Origin of the sequence: Pectobacterium peruviense (assembly GCF_002847345.1) — a bacterium.
GTDB lineage: Bacteria > Pseudomonadota > Gammaproteobacteria > Enterobacterales > Enterobacteriaceae > Pectobacterium > Pectobacterium peruviense.
Genome location: NZ_LXFV01000006.1, coordinates 230245 through 255498, shown reverse-complemented (window position 1 = coordinate 255498; position 25254 = coordinate 230245). Strand labels below are relative to the sequence as shown.

The window sequence follows — 25254 nt, the reverse complement described above, 5'->3', positions numbered from 1 at the left end:
GACCACCAATGATCCAGTGGCTTGTGAGGATCGCCTTCGGGTAGTCACAAAAGAACACTTCTGTAGCCTGTAAGGAAGAACACGCTCAGTTGCGTGTGGTAAATCTGCCCGCCTTTGGAAGCAGATATCACCAGGTAGTTTAAACGCCGTTGCGAGCGTGGTGATGAAGGTCCGATTCTACTACCGATCTATCAACCCTTCCGGGAAGCTACTTCCCGATGGCAGGGATGTGGTTTTCCAAATATTGTATTTTGGAGCAACCACTATGAACTCTTCTACTGCATATCGTGACGGATACTGGGCAGGTCAATTGTTGCTTTCACTGAAGAAAAAAGTGAAGACACGGCAGCATGTTTACAAGACCTACAGCTTCCTTCAATTTTTACTCATCTGGGCTAGTGTTGTCGCCGTTTGCTGCTTTTTGTATCTGAGCCGACTCGGTGGTTTCCAACATAAGCCTCAGCAAGATGAACCGACAGGTACCATCGTCGAATCTGTTACGGTTTCGACAGAACAGGCGTATCCGAAAGACTCTTTCTAAAACTTTAAGCAGGCAACCCAACGGGAAAATATCTTCCCGCTTGGGTGAGATGTTCTCCCGTTTCTATCAGGAGAACATCATGCAAATGGTCTTACGTCGTACGATTAATTTCACTGAACGTCTGTCTGTGTTGCTGAAGAAAAACACTCAGCAGCGCAATGATGGGTTTATCGGCGAATGGATACCGAATCGCTCTGGGCATATGAACTTTCGGGCGCAAGTTTCTCGAAGTAATTCCGGATGGAGTTATCAGGTAGAAAGTCGTACCGGTTGGTTAGGCTCAAAATCTTACCGATTTGACGCTCATACTTGTTCCGATAATACGTTTCCACAACGTCACCAGGCAATCAAGGCTGCACAATTGTTAGCAAAACAGTTAGCAACGCTGCGTTATCGCTTCCAGTGACGTAACTCATACCCACACGGGGATTTATCCCCATGTGGAGATAAATCCCTTTTCGTTTTGAACCGAAAAAAGGATTTATCGATGCACGATTTCAATACGAAACCTTTCGTCTCGCGCTTGGCTAGTCTTCGGCGGGACGACGAATTTCTACAGCGTTCCACAACAGGCCTCATCAGGATTGTCTCTGACATTGAATCTGTACTGATGGAAGCGACTGCGCTCATGCGTCTTGGTATCGATACGATTGACTGGGATGATTTGGCGCTGATGACACTTAACCAAAAAAAGATAGCGTGGGTTGCACGGCAGGTCGGTGAAATTATTGGCCTGAATCTGTTGCCTCCGGTGTTTATCGAAAAATACCTCACAGAGGTTCTCAATCCCAGTCTTTCTGTTGATGCCATTTTCTGGCAGCGCTATTTCAATAAGGGGCTGAAAGATGCAGCGAAAGTGCATGAGAGCCCGAACGCCAGTATCTGGCTGATTGATTACTACCTTTACGCGCTCAGTTTAGATATTGAACGCAACTGGTATGACGGCCGGACGTTCTACTGACTGGCCGCCATATCGTTACTCAAACCATGCGGGATTTATCCCGTTGGGGATAAATCCTTTTTCAAATTGAAGAGAGGATTTATCCGTTATGAATACTTTACTTAATCGTCTTGCTCGTAATCGTCATTCTGTCGTTGACCTGCTGTGTGTGATTTCTGACATAGAGGGAAAATTGATGGAGATTGATGCATTCGAGACACTTCGAATCAACTGCTCACCTGATGATGATGGTTTTACAGACAATGATTATCAGATTTTCGAAATCGCGCACTGTCTTGGCGAAACCTTTGGGCTGAATTTTATCCCTGAGAATTACAGTCATTATTTTAATGATGTGATCTTATTAGGGAAAAAAATTGGTCAGGGATTTTGGGACAAACCCTTTCAGAATGGTGTTCTGGAAGGTAAGCATTCCTGCCGGGAATTCTCTTCTTGCCCGGAGGAATGCGGCGATTTTGATAGCTACATTAAGTGGCTCAGTCGAGTCCATTGAAATTGAATGCAACTGATGCATTTAAGGTTTGATGCATTGATAGCCTGTTTTACGTCAATTATCGACCTACGATAATTTTATCTTTCCCCCAGTGGCAATGCTTTCCGCCACCAGGGGGAAAGCATTCGCCCGTAAAAGGTCTTTTATGAGCGAATTACCCCCCCTCACGCGAGCGTTTATACCGAGCGTGAAGCACGAGTCATCAATATGGCATTGGCGCTTCTTGAACGTAAGGTCAGAAAACGGGAAGCCATGACGTCTCCTGAGGACGTTAAAGCGTACTTGCGTTTCAAGCTGGAGCATATTGAACGAGAAGTTTTTGTCGCGATGTTCCTGAATAATCAAAATCGATTAATTGCCTGTGAATTCCTTTTCGCCGGAACAATTAACAGTGTTGAGGTTCATCCACATGAGGTTGTCCGACGTGCCGTTCTATTGAATGCGGCTGCGGTCATTTTTGCCCATAACCATCCGTCGGGGAATGCTGAACCCAGCAATGCCGATCGACAAATCACCGAGAAACTGACTAACGCACTCTCTTTGATTGAAGTGCGGGTACTGGATCACATCATTGTTGGCCACGGCGAAATCGTATCATTTGCCGAACGTGGCTGGTTATAACCACATAAACACTTTCGTTTAATCAGATGTTACCCCATGGGGAGAGTCTTCTCCCGCTACGGGATGACTCTCCCTTTTTTTCATTACCAAAAAGGAGAGTTCATGTCTCACATTGATATCACTCAAGAGGATCTCGTTCCGAGCGCTTCGTTTACACCAGAGCAGGAAGACGCGTTGTGTCAGTTGATACGCCGGGAATGTTTTCGGCGCGATCGCAATGCACTACTGAAACTGCTCGGTTATCTCACGCTGCTGAAAGTCGCCGGTTCCCTGGTGCTTCTAGCGCTGGTCCTGCTACTTCGCGGATTAATCCATTGAAAGGATCGGTTATGTCAATGACTTTACACATACTAATTGTTCTGTTTACAGGGCTGTGGTTCATCGTGCGCTGGACGAGCAAATTGTCTGCGCGAGCGCTTGTCTGGCTTTATCAGACCTGGCGTCAGCGTTCGGAACCGATGGAGTCGTCCGCTCATCGAATAATTTATACCGGGAAATGGCTGCTTGCTGACGATCACCAGTGCTGTGGCCGAGCCATCGTACTGCAACACCGGCACCGCTATAAGCCTGGTGTCGAACTGCTGTATTTCGGCGAGGAGACAGCTCAACCGTTTTACGGTGAACGGTACATGGATAGCGAAGACGACGCGGTTGATTCCGCATTGGCCATGCACCAGAAGCTGTTACGGAATGTGCGTCAACGTCCAAAATCTGAGCGAATACCCGCTATTGTGACGATTTCGTCAGCGGCTCAGAATGATGAAGCTGCATGATGGATAGACTGCAATCTTCTCCGGCCGTTGCGATTGATGACAGCACTTGGGCAAGACTCGTTGCGTTTACGCCCGAGCCTGCGTGCGAGACAGAGCGATTGTATCGTCTGATTCATCATGCATTGAAAGCGTTGGCTTCAAGTACACGTTCAGAAGTAACGACAGGTATTTTTTGTTTACCCAGTGACGGTGATAGAACGACACCCTTATGGCAGCAGTTTCATTTGCGCCATGAGAATGATGTTATTCATATCAGCCTGACAAACTAACACAGCATCTTATTAACCCTGACGGGGACACCCGCAGGGGTGGACTCGTCTTTTTTTCGGAGTCCATACCATGAGTTTACTAACCACTAATGAACACCACGAGTCGGCCCAGGCGACACAGGGAGCAATGAAGTCGCTGACGCGAGAGCCAGGTGTCATTGAGCGCACGCGCAGTCATTTTTATAGCTGGTTACAGGCTGAGTTTGACCGTCATTACAACACGATACGTGACGGTGGTTATCGCCGATTTCTTGAGGATCAACATCCGACGGAGCTGGAGCGTTTTGATGCGGCCTGTGAAGCGCTGCGGCGTGAAGAGTTCGGCCGTTTTGCAGAGCTTCAGACGTTGGGGCTATTTTTGCATACGCAAGTCGCAGATAAAGAGGCGCTGTTTCGCCGCCGGCGTAACCAGTTCCTGATGGCCATGTCAGCAACGGGGATAATTACATCCTCTGTCATCTGGGCCTATCTTCATCACGAGCAGTTTGTGCAGTTGTGCCATCAGGCGGTTATTGCGGGTCACGCGATCCTGCAACTGTTCACCACTGTACTCTGATTTTTGATTTTTCCCTGAGGGAGCCATCCCTCAGGGGATGGTCCCGTTTGATGGAGACCATTATGAAAACTTTCACATTGACGGATGCCGGTGATATTTGCCGGTTGTTAACCGAACGACTGATGCAGAGTATCAACGTCGGTACGGTGCCGTGGCAACAAAGCATCATTCGTCACGGCATACCCGTTCACGCATTAAGCGGACAGTTATTCACTGGTATTAACGTTTTATTGCTCTGGCAATCAACGTTACAAAACGGTTTGATATCAAACCGTTGGCTGACCGGCGATGACCTGCGTTCTCTGGGCGGCAGGATAACGCCGGGACAGCGTCCGACAACTATCGTCAGGTACAAGCCGTCACTTTCGCTGTTTCGGGTTATCAATATCGAGCAGTGTGACGGGTTACCAACGGAGCTGCGAGCAGGGTGGCCATGGCCTCCGACACCGGTCCCAGGTATGGAACGGATAGAGAAATGGCAACGCGCATCTCAGGTCCCGGTACTGTATCGAGGACAACGTCCGGCGGTTTATCTCTCTGAAAGTGACCGTATCGAATTACCTGATAGCGATCAGGGTAATCTGGATAGCCTGACGGCGTTGCTCGTCAGTGCTACGGGACATCCAACTCGACTGGGGCGCCGTTGTTTTACGGGTAGTGATGTTCCAGAACTGGATGAATACCTGCAAGAGAGTCTTGTTGCTGATGTGGGGCGTGCATTTCTTGCCGCACTGGCAGGGATACCTCTTGCTGGTACGCCGATGTGGAATGGTGAGTTGGGTTCAGACCCGTGGATACTGTTTAAATCTGCTTCTGAAGCAGGCAAGGCGGTTGACTGGCTGGAAAAACAGCGGTTGACCACATTGCCATTCGATGATGTTCAGCATTGGCAGAGACTGGCAGCACATCTGTTAACCACTCACTATGGCCAGCAACTGGATGACACGACGTTAGTGTGTGACAGCGTGGTGCATCAGCACTTGCGCTACGACATTTCACCGGGCAATGCGGTAAATGCGCTGGCCCGAATCTACGACTGGCCACGGTGTGATATGCAGACGGAATTGTTCACACCAGAGTTGAATAGCGTTGCTGATGCATTCGCGCGTTTCTCACTGAATCCCGGAAGTCTGGCTGTTCATCGTGTCGCCAGCGACATCGATGATAGCGACGTCGTTCTGGAGGCTCCGGAGCTTGGCACTTTGTTGCTGCCGCCACCGTCTGCCGAATCGGTCGATGAGGTTGCAGCCAACGATGAGGAAGAAGGAGATGACCCGGATGATCCGGGAAATCTCGCCGCGCTCCCTTGGGTAAGAAACCAGGGGCGTCCCAATCCACACCGGGCAACGTTTATCCGCCAGTTTCAGGAAATTGCACCGTATGAGAACCGTTGGACGGTATTCAGCGATTTTATTCACATGTCGGCAGCGGCGTTACATAACCGGTGCCATTTTGTGCAGGAAATCGAAGATGATTACATGCGGCGAATAAAACGTTACAAGAAAGCCGATCAGAACCGTTTACCGTTACTGTTCAACACGCTAGTTGAGGGAATGGAATTCAGTGCCTCAGATTTTCTTGGCTCTGTGTTCATGGAACTCGAGCTTGGCGATCATCAACGAGGTCAGTATTTCACGCCGTATTCTGTTGGCTACATGATGGCGAAAATGCAACTGGCTGATGGTCTGCCTGCGCTAACCAGTGGGGAACGGGATTTCATTACTGTCTCAGACCCTGCGTGCGGAGCCGGTGGCCTGGTTGTGGCGATGGCACAAGCCATGCTTGAAGCGGGATTTAATCCACAGAAACAGATGATGGCCGTTTGTGTCGATATCGATCCCGTTGCGGCAATGATGGCGTATGTGCAACTGACGTTATGTGGCATACCTGCGATGGTGATTGTCGGGAACAGCTTAAGCATGGCGTTCCGTCAAACATGGAGAACCCCGTTCTGGATGATGTTTGGCTGGGAACGTAAATGGGCTCGTGAACAGGAGCGAAAAGCTCAACAGAAAATCGCCTGATACCACAATTTAACCCCAACCGGGCGTTTCTCCCGGAAAGGGAAGCGCCCTTACTTTATTTGTAAGGAGCATCATGCTGACAGATCAGTTTATTAAACAGACATACCTGAAGGGGATGAATCTCTTTCTCCATCAGGATGAGTGGCAAATCGATATCAGTAACGATCTGCAGGACTACCTGAATACCGACATTGTGTTTCATAGCCAGCGGTTGTTACCGGTCATGCAATTTATGCTCGATAACATTCCAGGCAATCGCCAGCTACGGGCGCGTTGTCAACTGAGTGAGCGCATCTTGACCCTGTGGATTTTGGGGCTGGATGCGTTGGCCACAGCAAGCGGTAATACACGATTGTTGCCGAGGACGTCTCCGGAGAGTAGCGGTCGGGTTGACTGTTTATTACCAGGTGATCCGTCGGCATTACTGGATTTGTCGGATGCTGATTTTATCCGGCTGACGGCTCAGGGCGATCGACATACTGATGACATCATCCCTCGTGCGCAGCTGGCGCAAACGATGCAGCACTGGTCACGGTTTGAAGCGTGGCTGAGTCGTGCCCTGGCACAGACGGGAGAGCACTGTGTGGCGAAGTTGGCCGCATTGCAACGGCATTGTGACGTTGATGAACGGGTTGTCCGGCGTTTTGATACGGATTTTGGGTTTATCACGGTGAATCTGGGGGCGGTTAATCCAGATAGCGTGAGTGCGACAGATACTGTTGAGTTCGTCAAACGGGTTTGCCGCCGCGAGATACACCCCGTTGCGTTGGAGAGCCGGATCCACTACCACAATGGCGCCATCATTGGACGCTTTTCCGTTCAGAAAGATGTCGCGAATGTGAATCAACTGACTGCGACAGATTACGGTGAGGTTGTGCGGCAGGCGATAGCCTGGCTGCGTGACGAACGCCGACGTCTGCAACTTGATAACCACTCACCGGCGCCAGCATTACGTCTGGTTGCCTGATTGATTACTTAACTTTTTATCCGGCAGGGGAACGCCCTTTCGGGCCTCCTGCCATCACTATTTTGACAGGAGTACACCATGTGCATTATTCATGAATACATTCAGCAGGCGTATCAGCGGGAATTAGGCTATGCACCGGATTATGACGAAATATGCTGGCAGTTGGATGAAAATGTCGGTCATACCTACGTTAACACTCAAATGTTGTTTGAAAATGAACAACTGACGGCCGTAATGGAAACCATGCTGGAACGGCTTGATACAGACGATGCTAAACGTGAGCGCAGCCGGAAAGTCCTGACGTTGTGGATAAACGCAACCAACTGGTTGGCTAACGAGTTAGAGCATGGACACATGTATCTTCCTCGTGTTCACTCGCAAATCAGCGGTCGTACCGACCAGTTACTGCGCACTGACATCATGCCACTCTACGAACTGGATGAAGCGGTGTTTCGTGAAGCTTCAGGGCAGGGTGATAGTGTGCCAGATGAATACGTTACTTTGGCACAGTTTCGGCAGAGTGAACGTTATTGGTTCCGCTTTATGGATCACCTGGAACGGTCATTACGGGATGTCTCCCATCAATGTGCTGAAACGCTGACGCAGTTTGTCAGCAACTGCACGTTTGAGGCGCGACGGATACGCCGCTGGTGTGGCAATACAGGAGATATACGTCTGTATATGGCTCCGCAACCCATTGACGAGATAGATATCATGGAGTTTGAGGATGATTTTTTGACCCAGCATGTTGATGCTATAGCTGCAGGAATTTATGTACCAGTGACCTTCCGCGCCGATATTCATTATCGCAATGGTGCTGTAATGAAGAGTTTTACGGGTGATACGGAAGTCAATGATCCTGAACGCCCGAATACATCGGATTATTATGAGGTTATGGTCGATGCAATTGGGTGGATTAGGGAGGAGTTAGAACACGTTGTATCGTTGGTGAACACTGCCAGTCTGTCTATATCATCGTTAAATAAACTGGCGGCTTAACAACAGAAGGCTCTCCTCTCGGGGAGCCTTCTGTTTATATTTTTGTAACTGATGCAATTATATTATTGCTTTTTATTTAAGTTTCCCAGAATATATTTTCACTATTTATCGCCCATACTATTTCAAATAGACAATCGCTTCATTATCTTAAGTGAAAATTTCAGTATAAGTGCGTATTCTGCGCAATTTATTTACTGTTTCCCGTGGTCTGTGGGAAGTCGCTCTGTTTCTTGAGTCTGTCGGTGGTGATTTTGTCATGCACTCAGCCATCGACAACCACAACTAGTCGATAACATTTAGCTGCTCGCAGGCCAGCAATCGGTTCTGCTAGAATTGCTAAAAAAACCTACATTGTACTACTCTTGAAACCGACGATCGGCACAGCTTGATTAACATATTCCAGTGCCGTTGAGCGCATTCCATTGTTAGCCTGTCCTGAGCATAAAGAAAATAGCGTTCATTACGGCACGATTATTAACACATTTACAATGCGTACCCAGCAAGCGATGATTTTTGTGTTCCAGGATAAGAGCAGCGATTTTTCCCAGAGTTTATCACTGAGCTACCAATTACTGTCCGCAATATCCCCCCTCAGAAATAATCATTATTAATGATTATTTCTTTTGGGATAGGTTATTAGTCATTCAATGACTGTTTGCAGTTGCGAGTGTCTCATCATGAGAAACGCTTGAGCCGAGTTTCGGAGCGGTTGCATTGACCAGTACCGCTGCATTGCCGAATATACTTCCGTTTAATAACTCTTGGTGCGCATAAGGTATTTCATAAAAATGAAAGACTTTGTTCATGGTGGGGATAATCTTTCTTTGATTAACAAGATTAAGAAACTCATTACATTCACGGATATTGGCATAGTGAGAACCTTGTATTCTTTTCTGATGCATCCATAAATGGCGCACGTCAAAGTCACAATTATAACCCGAGGTTCCCCCCACTGTGACTACCATACCTGAGTGATCGCAGATTTGTAGTGATGTAGGGAAAGTATCTTGTCCTGAGTGCTCAATGACCAGTTTGGGCAGTTCTTTTTTTCCTAAGGCCTTAAAGAAGTCGCGTCTGAAATTGGCGAATGCTCTGGACCATGACGTATGTTCATCGGAAGTCACATCGGGAAGTCGACCGAAATGTGAGTATTTTTTCCTGACGATATATCCTACGGCCCCCAGTTTGCGAACATATTCTCCTTTCTCTTCACTTGACACAACCGCGACGGGGAGCCCACCGAGGGCTTTCACAATTTGTACCGATAATGAACCCAATCCTCCAGCTGCTCCCCATATGAGAACGGCATCGCCTGGTTTGACGTTATTTGGTGCCCAGTGAGTGAGTTGTTTGTAGGCTGTGGGTCCATTGAGCATCAGGGTCGCGCTCTCTTCCCAGGTCAGAAAGTCAGGTTTGGGAAAGCATTGATAGTCTTCAACGATTGTAAATTCTGCAAATGATCCGTAATTCCTTTCATAACCATAGATTTCCTGACTGCGGGTAAACATCGGATCGTTAGAAAGGCGTGATTCAAGCGAGGTAGCGTCATATACCGAGCAGGAAACCACCACGGCATCACCGATGCTGACGTTACTAACATTATGACCAACAGAGTAAACAATACCTGCCGCTTCTGAACCACCAATATGAAACGGCTCAGCATCTTTATTTCTTTTACGGCGCGCTGAGATAACATCGACGGGTTTTCCTAATGCGGCCCAGACATTATTATAATTCAGTCCTGCCGCCATCACTTTAATAAGAACCTGATTAGGTAATAATTTCGGAATGCTGACGGTTTCCTGTTGAATTGCAGTAATAGGATCGCCATAACGCTCTGGGCGAATAAGATAAGCTTTCATCTCTTTAGGAACAGAATAATTTGTCGTCATGTTGAACTCCTTGTCGAAACGAATAAATCTATCAATCTGCTTTATATCAGATCGCGTTGGTGGCATTACTCATTCGTGAAACGCCATGACTGGCGTTCCACTAACACGTATAAATAAAAATCGTTCTGCTACGCTTTAACTAGTAATTTTCATAGTGTTGCCTCAGTGGCTTTACTCTTTAGTACAATGCCGGTTCCTGTTGCGCAAATACCACCTCTTGCGCTGATTAGCGTGGCAGAAATAAAAGCGACATTATTGTTTTTATTATCGATGCGCGCCTCGACTCGACATGGTTTTTTACGTATCACACGTAAAATTTTGACAGAAAGTTCAACCACGCCAGCGGGTTCACGACCCAGAGCGTTAAATCCACATAGGCCTATTGCTGACTCCAGAGCTGCGCTGATCACTGCACCGTTAATACCGAGAGATGTGAGTACACCAAAGCCTCCCTGATGGCAGGGGTTGTCGTCATTTATTTCCATAACAACCGCATCGTCCTTTATTTCAATAATGTTAAATCCCAAGGCTTTAAATAAAGCCGAGTTATTGAAAAGAGAAGTCAGGTCATTTTCAGTCATAACTATTCTCCTGCATCAAGATTCTCGCGATATCTGATTTTTTATCACGCCAATATATTTATTATTCATTTTTAATATATTCAGTTTTTCGATTTTTTCTTGCGGAATAGCTCCTCTTTCGGATCGTTTTTTTTTCTGTTTCACCAAGTAAATCAGATAAGTTTTTTGCCGTATGAGCGACATATTCTGTCAGCAGTTCAAAATGGCTCCCCGGCGTGATGATGCTTTTCACCAAATTTGGCCATTCATTCGCCCAACGTTCCGGTTGTGCGGACGCTGGATAATCTTTGGCCTGAAGCAGCAGCGTTGGTGTTTTCAAATGAGAGGGTGTCCACTGCCTGCCGAATAATTCGAGATACCAGGCCATCGCCATGACTGAGGGGTCCTCATCCGACCAGAATTCGCCTTTGGCTGCAAACCATGTGCGCAGTACATCGCCCATTGTGGCTTCATTCATGGCTGATGGCGGAAAGCTGTCGATTAATACCACAGCTTTAGGTTGTCGGCCGCGAGCCTCCAACTGGTGAGCTGCGGCATGCGCGACGAGCCCGCCAGTTGAGAAGCCTACCAGCGTAAAATCGCGCCCTGATGTGCCTCTCTCTATTGCCGTTGCCAGTGCCGCCGCCGCCGCGTAGTCTGTGCCAGGCAAGGGCTCGCCATGATATCCCGGCAACGGTACGGTCAGTATGCTGTACCGATCGCTCAAGGCTGAACTTAAGCGCTGATAGGTTAAATTTGCTGTGGCGGGAATGAATGAGTTAAGGCAAACCAGCAGCGGTTTTTCCCGATCGTTACGCAGCCACACTGTCTCTGGCGCGTGCTGTTCGTGCTGTTGGTGCGAGAAATGCTCGCGTAGGCGCGCCGCGCCGGCCAGCACGCTAAGTCCTTCCTGCGTCATGTTTTGTTGCACAGCTTGCCGTAGCAGGTGGTAGAACCTGTCGGCGTCTTTTTTTATGTCAATGTGTGCCTCTGCTGCGGTAGCGTGCGTTTCCTCGGTCAGAATATTCAGTAAGAATTGCGCCAGCGCTTGCGGCGTCGAATGGTCAAAAATTGCCGTGGCGGGAATGCGAACCCCAAATGTTTGTGATAATCGGCTTCCCATTTCCACCGAGGTAAGAGAGTCGAATCCCAGTGTAATGAATTCCACGTCGCTTCTTATGGACTTCGGATCGGGATGACTCAGCACCTCACCCGCGTATTGAATGAGCACGTTAAGCAGATAAGGCAGTTGCTCTTTTTCCGGCATGTTTGCGATCTGTGGCGGTGCATCGATGCTACCTCTGGATGCTGTGCGAGCAGAGAGTACCTCTGACAATAGCGGGATATCGCCTTGCTCACGTAGCGCTTCCAGATTTAAACGCGCAGGTATCAGCAGCGGCGGATGGTTCACTACTTGTGCACCGACAACGGTATCCAGGAAGGCCAGGCCTTGCGAGCGAGAAAGTGGGATTTGGCCTGTTGCGATAATATGCTGTATATCGTCGTCACCAAGCTGTTCTCCCATTTCCGAACGTTCGGCCCACATACCCCAGGCCATTGCGGTCGCAGGAAGACCCTGATGTCGCCGATGGTACGCCAGTGCATCCAAAAAGGCGTTGGCGGCGGCGTAATTTCCCTGTCCTTTTTGCGCAAGAATGCTGACCGCAGAAGAATAGAGAATGAATGCCTCAAGATCGTGATGCTGCGTGAGCTGATGCAGATTCCAGGCGGAAACGGCTTTAGACTGTAAAACGTTATCTATCTGCTCTGCACTCATTGTTTTCAGCGTCGCCGTATCCACACTTCCTGCTGTGTGAATGACGGCGGTGAGCGGATGTGCCGTCGGTATAGTATCAAGCAGTGAGGCCACGGCTGCCACGTTGGCGATATCACAGGCGACAATCGTCGCCTGTGCGCCAAGCTCGGCGAGGTCTTTTAATAACGCATTGGCGCCTGGAGCGCCCTTACCGCGTCGGCTGGCAAGAAGCACGTGACGAACGCCGTGATGCTCCACCAGATGTTTCGCGATAACTTTGCCCAGCGCGCCCGTACCGCCGGTGATGAGTACGGTGCCGTCAGGGTTAAGGTTACGGCTCGGGTTTTCCGGCTGGTCGGCGTGGTTGTAATCGGTAAGGTCGCCATTGCCGACGGCTTTTACCAGCCGCGGGGTGAGTATTTTACCCTCGCGTAACGCCAGTTGAGGTTCATGGGACAACGTGTTAATTGCGGTATGAATAGAAGACAATGCTGTGTTTTCTACCTCATTGATATCAAGCAGGTAGAATCGTCCCGGATATTCAAGCTGTGCGGTGCGCACTAATCCCCACAGTGGGGACTGGGCGAGATTCGGGACATTCTCTCCATCATTGGTGGCTATTGCGCCTTGCGTCACGATAAGAAGGGGGACATCTGCGGTACGTGGCTCGTCGATCCACGTTTGCAGCGCATTCAGTACGCAGTGTGTCGGGTTATGATCGATAAACTCAGGGGTATCGTCGCCATCTGGCGCGATGAAGACGGCGATCTCATCTGGCTGCGGTGAGAGCGTCGTCAGAGCTTGATGCATATCGTCATACGTGCAGGAAGCATCGTGCTCCTTGATGAGCCCGGAGAAGCGTTCCCGTAACCTGTTTTGCGGAACAATCCAGTGAATTTTCTGCTTCGTGGTGGATGAGTCTGGCGCAATCTCACGCCATGCCAGACGGTAAAACGGCGGATGTGACGGGGCAAGGCGCGGTGAGTTTGACGATTTCAGCACTATGGAGTCGATGATTGCGGCTGCTCGACCGGTATCATCCGCGAGTCGTAACGCATATTCGCTGTAGCCTGATGTCGATGGCTCAGTGGTTTTTCGCACCAGGTGACCTCGCAGACGCTGTGCACCCCTGATGTATTGTCGTATCCCGCTCAGGGAGAAAAGTAAACGGGGCTGAATGTTTTCTTCGTCTGGTTTCAGTTGCTCCAGTAATGCTGCTTGCATTCCCGCGTCTAGCAGGGTCGGGTGCAGAATGAAATCCTCTCCCAGTTCCGCATGACTCTCTGGCGACGTGGCTTCGATATACAGCCCGTCTTCGTGCTCCCATACATTAATGAGCCTTTGAAACGCGTTACCTAGAATCACACCCTGAGCAGCGAGGTGTTCATAAATCGGGGTAAAATCAACGGGTTTGGCGTCGGCGGGCGGCCAGTTGTCATTATGAAAATCCGGCCACTCCGGTGATAACTTTCCGTCTGGTACAAGACGGCAAGTGGCATAGCGTTTCCAGGGAGCCATCTGATACTCACGCGGTTCTGGATCGCCAGGCTGATGAAAATAGGCTTCCACCGTTCTACCGCCATCCGCTTCTGGTGGGCTGACATGGAGTTGGATGGACGTGGGAATACACTCATTCAGAGGCAAAATCGCGTGCAGGAAGAGATCGTCAAGACGCTGGCACCCAAACTGCTCCCCGATAGACAGTATCATCTCTGCGGTCATCGTCCCCGCGCCTGCGGGGATGTCGGCGACCCGGTGCTCCAGTATCCAAGGGTGTCTGGCTGCGTCTAATTGTCCGGTAAAAATCCAGCTTTGCTGAGCAGCGCTATCGATCCCTGTATGTAAAAAAGGATGATTAACCGCAAAAAATCCACCATTTAAGGTTGGGCGTGTCTGTGGCGCTTGCAACCAATAGCGACGGTGCTGGAAGGGATAGGTAGGTAGCGGTACGATCGGTGTCTGAACGAGCAGTTTCCTCCAGTCCAGTGGTTGCCCTTGTGCGTACAATTTGGCCAGAGCGGCAAAGAAGGGACGTAACTCATCCCGCCCTTTACGCAAGGGAGCAATCCACGCTGCGCTGGGAACACCGTTGGATTCGCCGACTATACTGGCTCGACCCAAAGCCGTCAGTACGCCGTCAGGGCCGACCTCCAACGCGACAACGATATTGTGTGTCTCAAGCCATTGTATGGCAGCGTCGAATCGCACCGCACAGCGGGCTTGATTTGTCCAATACTCAACGGAACAGGCCTGTTCATTGGTCAGCCGTTGACCGGTCACCGTTGAAACAATTGGAATGGCGGGAGCCTGAAATGACAGCGTTGACAGGGTACGGCGTAAGGTATCAACGATGCCATCAATATGGGGCGAGTGAAAGGCGTGGCTGGTTCTTAAGCGATGTGTACGGTAGCCGCGTGCGCGCCACTCTTCTGCAAGGCTCAGCACCTTGTCGGTGTCACCGGATATCACTACAGAAGACGGCGAATTAATCGCGGCGATCGCAATGCATTCTTTATATTTCTGCAACGACGGCAAAATCTCCGCCTCACTTGCTTCAATAGCAACCATCGTACCATCGGCAGCGATGGACTCCATCAGCCGCCCACGCGTTGCAACAAATATCGCGGCATCGGCCAGACTGAATATGCCAGCGATATGCGCGGCGGCGATCTCGCCAATGGAGTGGCCGATCAGTACATCTGGCTGTACGCCGAGATGCATGACAGTCCGGCACAGCGCGACTTCGAACGCGAATAACGCCGCCTGGGTAAAATCGGTACGATCCAGCAGCAGCGCGTCGGTACTGTTCTGTTCGGCGAACATGACGGTTTTAAGGGGTTGCGACAGCAGCGGATCGAGATGCTGGCAGACGTCGTCGAACGTGTGAGCGAAAACCGGAGATTGATGGTATAGCCCTTGTCCCATTGTCGGCCACTGTGCACCTTGCCCCGTAAAAAGGAAAGCGACGTTGCCTGACGGAGAACGGACGCCTTGAATGATGCCGGGAGCGTAGCGATTGGCGGCCAATGCCTCCAGTGCGATAAGCGCATTGTTACTGTCTTCTGCGGTAATCACGGCACGATAGTCAAAATGGGTGCGGGTGGTGGCTAGCGAATAGGCGATGTCGGGCATCGAGCTTGCATTCTGAGTCAACCATGCGTGCAACTGCTTGGCCTGAGCGCACAGCCCGTCTGGTGAGGCCGCAGACAACGGTAGCGCGATGCCAGGCACGGGGAAAGTCCTTGCAGGTGCGGCTTCTTGCACCGGAGGCGCAATTGACGGAGCCTCTTCGAGAATAAGGTGAGCGTTGGTGCCGGAAAAGCCAAATGATGATACCGCTGCGCGTTTGGGACGCCCGGTATCAGGCCAGTCGAGTGCCGTGTTGAGTAACTTAATGTTGCCTCGTGACCAGTCTATTTTTCCGGACGGTGTCTCGGCATGCAGCGTTTTGGGCAAGCGCCCGTGCCTGATAGCCATCACCATCTTGATGACGCTGGCGACGCCAGCGGCAAGCTGGGTATGGCCGATATTGGATTTTAGTGAGCCAAGCCATAGCGGTTGATCGTCAGACCGATGTTTGCCATAGGTGTTGAGCAGTGCATGTGCTTCAATAGGGTCGCCAAGCGTGGTGCCGGTGCCGTGCGCTTCTACGACATCAATATCGGAAAAGGTCAGCTCCGCATTATTCAGCGCCTGACGGATGACCTGTTCCTGCGCAGGGCCGTTTGGCGCAGTCAGCCCGTTGCTGGCACCATCCTGATTAATTGCGCTCCCTCTAATCACGGCGAGTACGCTGTGACCCGCTTGTAATGCATCGGAGAGTTTCTCCAGCAAAATAAGCCCAACGCCTTCAGAAAACCCCGTTCCGTTGGCATGGTCAGAAAAGGCTTTACATCTTCCGTCTGCGGCAAGACCGCCTTGACGGGTGAACTCGGCAAAGACCTCTGGAGAAGCCATAATCGTTGCTCCGCCTGCGATAGCAAGCGAACACTCGCCGCTCTTCAGTGAGCGAATGGCTTGATGGATCGCAGTGAGAGACGCAGAGCAGGCTGTATCTACCGTGATAGCCGGACCGTTAAGTCCCAATGCGTAAGCGATGCGCCCGGAACTGATGCTGCTCAGGCTGCCTTGTAAGCGATAACCATCGGCGGCGGGGTTGCGCCGCTCGATATCGCTGAGATAGCCGTTGTGCGTGGCGCCAATAAAGACGCCGGTCTGACTGTTTTTTAGCGTGGAGGGAACGATACCAGCACGCTCAAGAATTTCCCAACTCACCTCCAGCAGTATGCGTTGCTGAGGATCCATGGCCAATGCCTCACGATCGGATATCTTAAAGAAGCCAGCGTCGAAGCCTGCTGCATCCTCCAGAAACCCGCCTTTCCAAGCCTTGGCGACGGCGCTGAGTGCCGGGTTTTGTTCAAAGAGCGTCTTCACGTTCCATCCCCTATCGGCAGGGAAGGGGCCGATGGCGTCCTCGTCATTGGACAACTGTTGCCAAAGCTGTTCGGGAGAATGAATGCCTCCGGGTAAACGACAGCCCATTGAAACAATGGCGATAGGTTCATGCGCCGCATGCGCCAAATCCTGATTACGCTGTTTCAACTGTTCGTTCAGCAACAGGCTGTGGCGTAACGCTTCAACCAGACGCGGATCGGCAGCTCCTTCGCCCGCGGTGGTATTTTTCGCGGTGTGGCTCTCTTTTGGGTGCGTCATAGTATGTTCTCCTTGTCAGACAGAGCCATAGACACCAGCTCATCCAGACTTGCGGACTCAATAGCGGTAACCTGAGGCTTTTTCAACGCGTCCTCCACGGGTCCGATACCGTTTGCTATCTGAAGTAATTTATCCAGCAAGCCAGCATCGCGTAGGCTGGCAAGCGGAATACTGGCAATATGCTCGCGTAAATGCGATTCATCCTCTTCCGTCATCGCTCCGTTGTTCGTCGCTTCCTGCCCAGCGAACAGTTCCACATCGAGATATTCCGCTAGCGCGACAGGGGTCGGGTAGTCATACGTCAGGGTTGCCGGTAGACGCAGGCCGGAAACTGCCGCCAGACGGTTACGTAACTCCAGCGCCATGAGCGAGTCGATTCCGCTCTCTTTAAATGGCTGTTCGGGCGCAAGAAGCGAACCGTTATCAAGGCCAAGTATGCTCGCGATGTTATCGGTGATGGCGGCCTGTAACTGTTTTAGTCGAGCTGTGGGTTCCAGCGTGGATAGCGATTTTCGTAGGTCGGGCATCTTTTCTCCGTCTGATGACGACCTACGCGCGCTTACGGGACCCGCCAACCGTTCAAATAACGGATGAAGGCGCCCTGACTGTGCATTTTTACGCAACATCTGCGCGTTCAACGGCGCTGCGGTATAAACCGCATAAGGTAATGCCAGCGATGCGTCGATCATCGCATTCCCATGTTCTGGTGTGATAGGCGCCAGACCCGTTCGCGCGATCCGCGCGTTGTCGGTATCGCTGAGCCGGCTCGATAGCCCGGTGACCGGCTGCCACCAGCCCCAGGCAAGGGACGTGGCACTCAAACCCTGCTGACGGCGGTTATGTGCCAATGCGTCCAGCGCGTTGTTCGCAGCAGAGTAGTTGCCTTGCCCCGGACTACCCAGCGTTCCCGCGCTGGATGAGTAGAGAACGAAAGCCGCGAGATCATGTGTGCGGGTTTTATGGTGCAAATGCCAAACTGCGTCGATTTTGGGTGAAAATACTGTATCGAGGCTTTCCGCTGTCAGGTTGGCGATGGTGGCGTCGGCCAGTACGCCAGCGGTATGGAACACGCCGGTTAGCGGATGTGTGGCTGGAATCGCTGCGAGTAGTTTATCCAACGCCTGAGAGTCGGTGGTATCACAGGCGACGATCTTAACTGTAGCCCCTGCGCTTTCCAGTTCTGCTTGCAATTGTGCCGCACCATCGGCGCGTGAGCCGCGACGGCTGGCCAATACCAGGTTTTTGCTCTGATGTGACGTCACCAGATGCCGTGCGAGTAGCCCAGCCAGCGTTCCCGTCCCCCCGGTAATTAACACCGTACCGTCGGGATTGAGTTTCTGGGGAAACGTCAACACCACTTTACCGGTATGACGGCCTTGTTGCATCAACCGGAATGCGGATACCGCTTCTCTGATATCAAAGGCGGTAATCGGCAAGGGGGCGAGTGACCCCGCGTGCATTAACGATAACAGCGTGGTAATCATCTCCGTGGTTAGTTCAGGATCCTTGTCCGGTCGATCAAGGTAGTGATAACTCAGATCCGTAGGGAAATCCTCGCGAATATCGGTTTTACCCAGTTCGACAAAGCGTCCCCCTGAAGCCATTAGCGACATAGAGGCATCGATAAATTCTCCGGTAAGCGAGTTGAGCACCACATCAATCCCTTTATCACTCAGTAACGGACGGAATTGCCCGGTGAACTTAAGGTTGCGTGAACTGGCGATGTGATCGTCGGCGATACCGAGCTGGCGGAGGACTGGCCATTTATCTGGATGTGCGGTGGCAAACACTTCCGCCCCCAGGTGGTGCGCCAATTGAATAGCGGCTTGGCCGACACCCCCTGCCGCCGCGTGAATCAGCACGCGTTCGCCCTGACGCAGCGCAGCGAGCTGCGTCAACGCATAGTAGGAGGTAAGAAAGGCGATGGGGATACCGGCGGCTTGCGCGAAAGTCCAGTCGTCAGGAAGACGGAAAGTTGTCGCCCGGTTGGCGATTACCGTTGGCCCGAAAGCGCCTTCAGTCAGCACCATCACGCGATCGCCAATGTTGAAGTCTTTAACATTCGTCCCGACTTCTGTGATGACGCCCGCGGCTTCCGTACCGAATTCATGCTGCGGTGCGATTAACCCTAATGCGCATACGACATCATAGAAATTAACGCCAGCCGCACGCACGCTGAGCCGAATTTGTTCCTTACCGAGCGGCGTGCCAGCTTCAGGAGCGGGTTTCAGCACCAGGTTGTCGAGATTCCCGGCGTCCGCAATATCCAGACGCCACAGAGTGCTGTCGGTCGGTGGGGTTAACAGTCCGGTTTTCACTGTTCTGGTCAGATGCGGAATGAGCAGTTGCCCCTGGCGCAGTGCCAATTGTGGACGATCGCTAGCCAGCGCTGCGCTGAGTAATGCGGTATCGATGAGAGGACGATCGGTATCAAGCAGTACGATGCGGCCTGGGTTCTCGTTCTGTGCCGAGTGGAGTAACGCCCATGCGCTGCTCTGTGCGACATCTAGCCGTTCATGTGAACCGTGCTCTGTCGCATGGCGTGTGATCACCAGCAGTGTGGTGTTGGCCATGCTTTCATCGGCCAGCCAGGGTTGCAGGTGGTTGATAACCTGCTCGCATAGCGCACGAGTGGTGAGTGGTACATCGTCAGTCTGCGCCGGATTGTTACCTGGCAACGGCCAAACGAGTACCGTTGGTGCCGTGGATGACGCCAGTGCCGCGTTTAAGGCCGACAGTGAATCATAGCGGGCGGTGATGTCTAGCGGGCTGGCTTCGGTATCAAGTAACGCCCAACTGGCGGTAGAAGAAACGTCTTTTGCTTTAGACGCGCTGGGCAGCGGGCTCCAGGTCGTGCGCAGCAGGTCATACTCTGGCTGGATGCGTAACTGATTGCGCAGATTATCCCGTGTGGTTTCCCGTAAGCTAAGCGTTTCAATGGAAACGACCGTTTCACCCGTCTCATCAGTGGCAATCAGGCTGATATTATCTTGAGTTTTCAAATGCAAACGTGCGCGTAGCTGACGTGGTTGCTTGTCGGCTATCGTCACACCGCTCAACGCGAACGGTAGCCGCAGCGTTGTCGCATCATCGTTTGCGCCATCGGGCAGCGCGATGGTATGCAGTACGGTATCGAGCAGCGCAGGATGCAGAAGGTGTCCGTTCGTCGACAGTTCTTCAGGCAAACTGGCTTCGGCATACAGGCTATCGCCATTGCGCCAGGCTGCACTAAGCCCTTTGAAGGCTGAACCATATTCATATCCAGCGGCAGAGAGCCGTTGATGAAGGTGGGCGAGATCCAACGGCTCACTGCCGGCTGGCGGCCAGTCCGCGTTGTCGAATGGGCGTTGTACCTGTTTTGAGGCATCGCGCTGTAATAACGCGTTGGCGTACAGTGTCCATTCCGGGGGGGCGTTCTCCTCGTCGCTATGATGCCGTGCATGGATCGTAACGGTACGTTGCCCTCGATCGTCAGGCCGTCCGACTCTGAGTTGCAGATCCAACTCCCCTTGTTCAGGCAGCACCAGCGGCGTTTGTATCACTACTTCCTCGATTTTTTGGTAGTCCGTGAGTAACGCGGCATAGCGCACCATATCCAGATAAGCGGTTCCTGGAACCAGAGCAACACCAGTGGCAGCGTGATCGGCGAGCCAGGGCTGACTGGCTAGCCCAATACGCCCGGTCAGCAGCATGCCTTCGTCGTCTGGAAGGTCGATGATTGCACTGAGTAATGCATGCTCCGTCGGTCGTTGTCCGACTGTGGCGACATTGCTGGCGGCAGGGGGCGTCAGCCAGTAGTGACGATGCTCGAAAGGATAGGTGGGGATATCCACGAGGTTGGCTGTAGGATGAAGCGCACGCCAGTTGAGGTTATGTCCGTTGACGTACAACTGTGCCATTGCCTGCGTTAGGCACTCAATGGCGGGTTTGTTACGCTGCATCGAACCGACGATCGTTGCTGTGCTGTCTGTTGTTTCTTCGAGCGCGGGCAGTAACACGGCGTGCGGGCTGCACTCCAGAAAGGCTACTTTACCCATTTTGTTCAATGCCGATATCGTGTCGAAAAAACGTACCGGGCAGCATAGGTTGTCACACCAGTATTTGGCGTTGAGGGTTGTGCCATCAAGAGGCATATCGGGCGCGTGGCCGTCCACGGTACTGTAAAAAGGAATGCGCGTGGCGCTAGGTTTTAAACCGGAAAATAGCTCCATCAGGATAGGGCGTAACGTATCGAGCTGAGGAGAATGGCCTGCGACATCTACCGCAATGCGTTTGGCGCGGATTCGCTCTTTTTTACAGCGACGGAGTAGCGCCTCGATCGATGTGGCAGCGCCTGAAACCACGGTTGCTGACGGGCTGTTGAAAACCGCGAGGGTAATCTCCCCATCATCTGGAGTCAGGAGGGCGCGAGTCTGTTCTTCGGAAAGGCCGAGCGTGGCCATGGCACCGTGTCCTGACTGGCTGAGCATCAGTCTTGATCGTAACGCCACGATCCTGATCGCATCTTGTAGCGACAAGGCACCTGCGATATAGGCGGCAGCGATTTCGCCCTGAGAGTGTCCCACGACGGCGTGCGGCGTAAATCCGAAAGATTGCCAGAGGCGAGCCAGTGCGGTCATCACCGCGAAAAGCGCTGGCTGCACGACGTCAACGCGATCCAAAGGCGGAGTGTCTGGGCTACCACGCAGCACGTCAATTAGCGACCAGTCGACATAGGCGCGCAGCGCGTCATCAACTTCGTCGATAGCCTGCCGGTAAACGGAAAAGGCGTTATACAGCTCCATTCCCATTTCAGGCCACTGCGACCCTTGACCAGGGAAGATGAATAACAGTTTTCCTGATTCGCTGGCGGGGGAGGCACCGACAGTTAGCGTCGGGTGATCCTGCCCATTTTCAAGCGATTGTAGCCCTTTTAACAGCGCTTCTTTTGATTGACCTCTGACGGCGGCTCGGTAGGGAAATTGACTACGTGAGATACCGAGTGAGTAACCCACATTAATGGGATCGATAGCTTGTTGGTTAGCCAGATACTCCCGTAATTGCGCCGCTTTTTTACGCAGCGCAGTATCGGTTTTTGCAGCAATTGGCCAGAGCATCTCCTGTGGCACAGTGACAGCCTCGGTCTGCATGTGGCCATTCGACACCGATACTGGTGGTTGTTCCACGATGAGGTGACTATTGGTGCCAGAGACGCCGAATGAAGAGATTGCCGCACGATAGGGCCGATCGACCTGCGGCCAAGGGCGCGAAGCTGAGAGTAGCTGTATCGCACCGCTTGACCAGTCGACTTCATGAGAAGGTTCCGTAATGTGCAGACTGCGCGGCAACATATTGTGGCGGAAAGCCATCAGCATCTTGATCAGCCCGGCAACACCGGCGGCGGCTTGCGTGTGTCCGATGTTGGATTTGATTGACCCTAGAAGCAACGGCTGTTCGGCTGAGCGATGTCGGCCATAGGTTGCCATCAGCGCATTCGCTTCGATTGGATCGCCAAGACGAGTACCGGTGCCGTGCGCTTCAACCACATCGACATCCTGAGGCGTCAGGCCTGCGTTGGCCAGCGCGTGGCGAATCACCTGTTGTTGTGCGGAGCCATTGGGCGCGGTCAGTCCGTTAGAGGCGCCATCCTGATTGACTGCGCTGCCGCGGATGACGCCCAGAACCGTATGCCCGTTGGCCTGTGCCTGAGACAGCGGCTCGAGTAATAGCATGCCGATGCCTTCCGAGAGACCTACGCCGTCCGCTGACGCAGAAAAGGCTTTGCAACGGCCATCGGGCGCGAGCACGCGCTGTTGGGAGAAGTCGATAAGTACGCCTGGTGTTGGCATAATCGTGATACCGCCCGCTAATGCAAGTTTACAGTCATTGCTGCGTAGCGCTTCACAGGCTGTATGGATAGCAACTAACGAGGAGGAGCAGGCGGTGTCAATGGTCACCGCCGGTCCATGCAGGCCAAGGCTATAGGCTACCCTGCCGGAGGCGACGCAAGTGGCGGTTCCCATATAGCCGTAGCCTGAAACGTCTTCTGATGCATGCTGAATCTGAGATCCATACTCTGTCGCCATGATACCGGCGTATATTCCGGTATTGGAACCATATAAGCTCGACGGCTCGATTCCTGCCCGTTCAATGGCTTCCCACGAGACCTCAAGCAGAAGTCGTTGTTGAGGTTCCAGAGTCAGGGCTTCACGTGGTGAGATGCCGAAAAATCCAGCGTCAAACAGCGGAGCGTCATATAAAAATCCGCTGGTGCGGGTGGATATTTTACCTAGTCGGCCCGGTTCCGGATCATACAGTTTGGTGATATTCCATCCACGATCCGACGGGTAATCACCGATTGCATCTCGCTCATTAACGAGTAAATCCCATAATGCTTCTGGACTGTTTACGCTGCCGGGATAACGGCACGCCATACCGATGATGGCAATAGGTTCATCGTGGTTACGTGTCTCCAGTGTTTCCTGCTCGTCATCGGATGATGAGAGGCCAAGCGCTTGTCTCAGATACTCGCTTAATGCACGCGGTGTCGGGTGATCGTAAACAAGCGTGGAGGGGAGTTCTATCCCTGTGGCGACTGAGAGTCCACGTGAGAACTCGACAACAGTCAATGAGGTAAATCCAATATCACGAAACGCCTGCATGTCCGAGGAAAAGGTTTCGCCCAGCAGCGCGCTGATTTCTCGTGATACGAGCTCCAGCAGGATGTCATATTGTTCCGATGGGCTACGATCTTGCAGCGCTAACCGATCGATATTGTCGTCTAGCGCGGTATTAAATGCATTAGCGGAAAGCGAAGAGGGCTCATTGGCGATGGGCGCGGTTTCATTTGCGTATGCTAGCGCAGTGCGATAGTGCTCCGCATGCTCAGGAAGAAGTTGATTGAATACGCTTGCCCAATCAACCGATGCGCCGTTGATAAACGCGTGAGTCAACGATTGAAGGAAACCCTCCCGATCGTTTTTCCGGCGATCGAGCGTGGAGATGGCGGCGCCTTTAACGCCGGCTTCGCGCAGATGTTCTTCTATGATGGAGGTCAGAACGGGGTGTGGGCTGACTTCAATAAAAAGACGATGCCCGTCGTTGATCAATGCCCGGATGCTGTTTTCGAACAAAACAGGCTCCCGCAGGATACGATACCAGTAGTCTGGCTGAAAATCTTCGTTGCTGTAGCGCACGCCGGAGACGGAAGAATAGTATGCCGCATGCGCTGAAGAGAGAATATCGTGCGGCGCGTGCGCTATTACCTCGGTTTTAAGTCTGTCCACCTGAGGAGAGTGCCCTGCAACTTCTCCACCCGGCACTTTCCAGGCCCAAAATCCCGCTTTAGTTAATTTGTTGAGTAGGGCTTCTGTGTCTGCTGTACCGCCACTTAATGTAACGCTTTTATTGCTGTTGATAGCGGCAATAGCCAGCCTGCCATCCCACTCTTTGAGTAATGGCGTAACATCTTCAACGGAGGCTGCGACCGACACCATCGCACCTTGTCCTTCAATGTTTGAGAGCGCTTTTCCCCACAGTGTCACCAGTTTGGTGGCGTCCTCCAGGCTTAAGTAGCCAGAGGAATAGGCTGCCGATGCTTCGCCGACAGAATGTCCGACCACGGCTGCTTCACGGATGCCAAAAGCTCTCCATGCATCCGCAAGCGCGGAGGATATCGTGAACTGTATGGGTTGGATTTGTTTCAGACGTGAGAAAGGCTCACCCGCCGCAAGTGCATCTGCTGGGTTCCAGTTCAGGTTGTCCTGAAATAGCGTACCGCTTTTATCCGCGCTTTGACGATAAGCGGGCAGTGCGTTGAGTAATTCAGAGGTCATTCCTGGCCACAAGGGGCCCTGCCCAGAGAAAACCAGTACTGGGTTTCCCCCCGCCGCCGCATTCCCTGTTAAAACGTTGCGCGCTGCGCGACCCTGCGAAAGTGACGTCAGTCCTTTGATCAACCCGGCTTTATCCGTCGCGAAGATGGCGCTACGAATTTCCGCATGCGGAATGGCGAATTGATGCAGACAAAACGTCGTTAATTCAGCGTCTGATAGGAATTCGATCTTGGTTCGCCAATGTTCGGCTACGCTGGCGAGCGCCGACGCTGATTCGCCAGAGAGTATAAGTGGCAGATTTAAGGCATCCATACG

General features: G+C 52.0%; 16 protein-coding genes and 1 pseudogene. 12 read left to right on the top strand and 5 right to left on the bottom strand.

Annotation, left to right across the window (positions count from 1 at the left end):
- Positions 1 to 265 precede the first annotated feature (265 nt).
- From A0G03_RS06760 to A0G03_RS06705, 12 genes are all read left to right on the top strand, one after another.
- The gene (locus A0G03_RS06760; RefSeq protein ID WP_131701679.1) at positions 266 to 541 is read left to right on the top strand and encodes a hypothetical protein; all 276 of its coding nucleotides are present in this window, start codon (positions 266 to 268) and stop codon (positions 539 to 541) included.
- A 79-nt stretch (positions 542 to 620) separates the two neighbouring features.
- Positions 621 to 947 carry a hypothetical protein gene (locus A0G03_RS06755; RefSeq protein WP_048258612.1) on the top strand — a complete coding sequence of 109 codons (327 nt, stop codon included), beginning with the start codon at positions 621 to 623 and terminating at the stop codon, positions 945 to 947.
- A gap of 81 nt (positions 948 to 1028) precedes the next feature.
- Positions 1029 to 1502, top strand: coding sequence for a hypothetical protein (locus A0G03_RS06750; RefSeq protein ID WP_048258614.1), 474 nt, complete (start codon positions 1029 to 1031; stop codon positions 1500 to 1502).
- Between the two features lie 88 nt (positions 1503 to 1590).
- Positions 1591 to 1995 carry a hypothetical protein gene (locus A0G03_RS06745; protein ID WP_011092211.1) on the top strand — a complete coding sequence of 135 codons (405 nt, stop codon included), beginning with the start codon at positions 1591 to 1593 and terminating at the stop codon, positions 1993 to 1995.
- A gap of 207 nt (positions 1996 to 2202) precedes the next feature.
- A complete protein-coding gene (radC, locus tag A0G03_RS06740) occupies positions 2203 to 2616 on the top strand; it encodes a RadC family protein (RefSeq protein ID WP_011092212.1) in 414 nt (137 codons plus the stop codon).
- A gap of 102 nt (positions 2617 to 2718) precedes the next feature.
- Entirely contained in the window at positions 2719 to 2934 is a 216-nt protein-coding gene (locus tag A0G03_RS06735; protein WP_039290461.1) for a hypothetical protein, read from the top strand.
- 17 nt (positions 2935 to 2951) lie between these two features.
- Positions 2952 to 3389 (top strand): hypothetical protein, encoded by a 438-nt coding sequence (locus tag A0G03_RS06730; RefSeq protein WP_223250551.1) that lies wholly within the window; start codon positions 2952 to 2954, stop codon positions 3387 to 3389.
- Entirely contained in the window at positions 3386 to 3658 is a 273-nt protein-coding gene (locus A0G03_RS06725; protein WP_011092214.1) for a hypothetical protein, read from the top strand. The genes A0G03_RS06730 and A0G03_RS06725 overlap by 4 nt, the downstream gene beginning before the upstream one ends.
- A 70-nt stretch (positions 3659 to 3728) precedes the next feature.
- On the top strand, positions 3729 to 4214 hold the full coding sequence (locus A0G03_RS06720) for a hypothetical protein (RefSeq protein WP_039310474.1): 486 nt from the start codon (positions 3729 to 3731) through the stop codon (positions 4212 to 4214).
- A gap of 62 nt (positions 4215 to 4276) precedes the next feature.
- A complete protein-coding gene (locus A0G03_RS06715) occupies positions 4277 to 6238 on the top strand; it encodes an ArdC-like ssDNA-binding domain-containing protein (RefSeq protein ID WP_048258617.1) in 1962 nt (653 codons plus the stop codon).
- Positions 6239 to 6311: 73 nt separating this feature from the next.
- Positions 6312 to 7205 carry a hypothetical protein gene (locus A0G03_RS06710; RefSeq protein WP_048258618.1) on the top strand — a complete coding sequence of 298 codons (894 nt, stop codon included), beginning with the start codon at positions 6312 to 6314 and terminating at the stop codon, positions 7203 to 7205.
- Positions 7206 to 7283: 78 nt separating this feature from the next.
- Entirely contained in the window at positions 7284 to 8204 is a 921-nt protein-coding gene (locus A0G03_RS06705; protein ID WP_048258619.1) for a hypothetical protein, read from the top strand.
- Positions 8205 to 8423: 219 nt separating this feature from the next.
- On the opposite strand, the pseudogene A0G03_RS21945 reads toward A0G03_RS06705, so the two are convergent.
- The 5 genes and pseudogenes from A0G03_RS21945 to A0G03_RS06685 form a co-directional block, all read right to left on the bottom strand.
- Positions 8424 to 8766, bottom strand: a pseudogene (locus tag A0G03_RS21945) (transposase); the annotation flags it as partial.
- 82 nt (positions 8767 to 8848) lie between these two features.
- Complete coding sequence (gene ccrA / locus A0G03_RS06700; protein WP_039313155.1) at positions 8849 to 10096, bottom strand: crotonyl-CoA carboxylase/reductase; 1248 nt, start codon at positions 10094 to 10096, stop codon at positions 8849 to 8851.
- Positions 10097 to 10245: 149 nt separating this feature from the next.
- Entirely contained in the window at positions 10246 to 10677 is a 432-nt protein-coding gene (locus A0G03_RS06695) for a PaaI family thioesterase (protein WP_039313152.1), read from the bottom strand.
- 61 nt (positions 10678 to 10738) lie between these two features.
- Positions 10739 to 17125, bottom strand: coding sequence for a type I polyketide synthase (locus A0G03_RS06690; RefSeq protein ID WP_048258620.1), 6387 nt, complete (start codon positions 17123 to 17125; stop codon positions 10739 to 10741).
- A complete protein-coding gene (locus A0G03_RS06685; RefSeq protein WP_048258622.1) occupies positions 17122 to 25251 on the bottom strand; it encodes a type I polyketide synthase in 8130 nt (2709 codons plus the stop codon). The genes A0G03_RS06690 and A0G03_RS06685 overlap by 4 nt, the downstream gene beginning before the upstream one ends.
- Positions 25252 to 25254 lie beyond the last annotated feature (3 nt).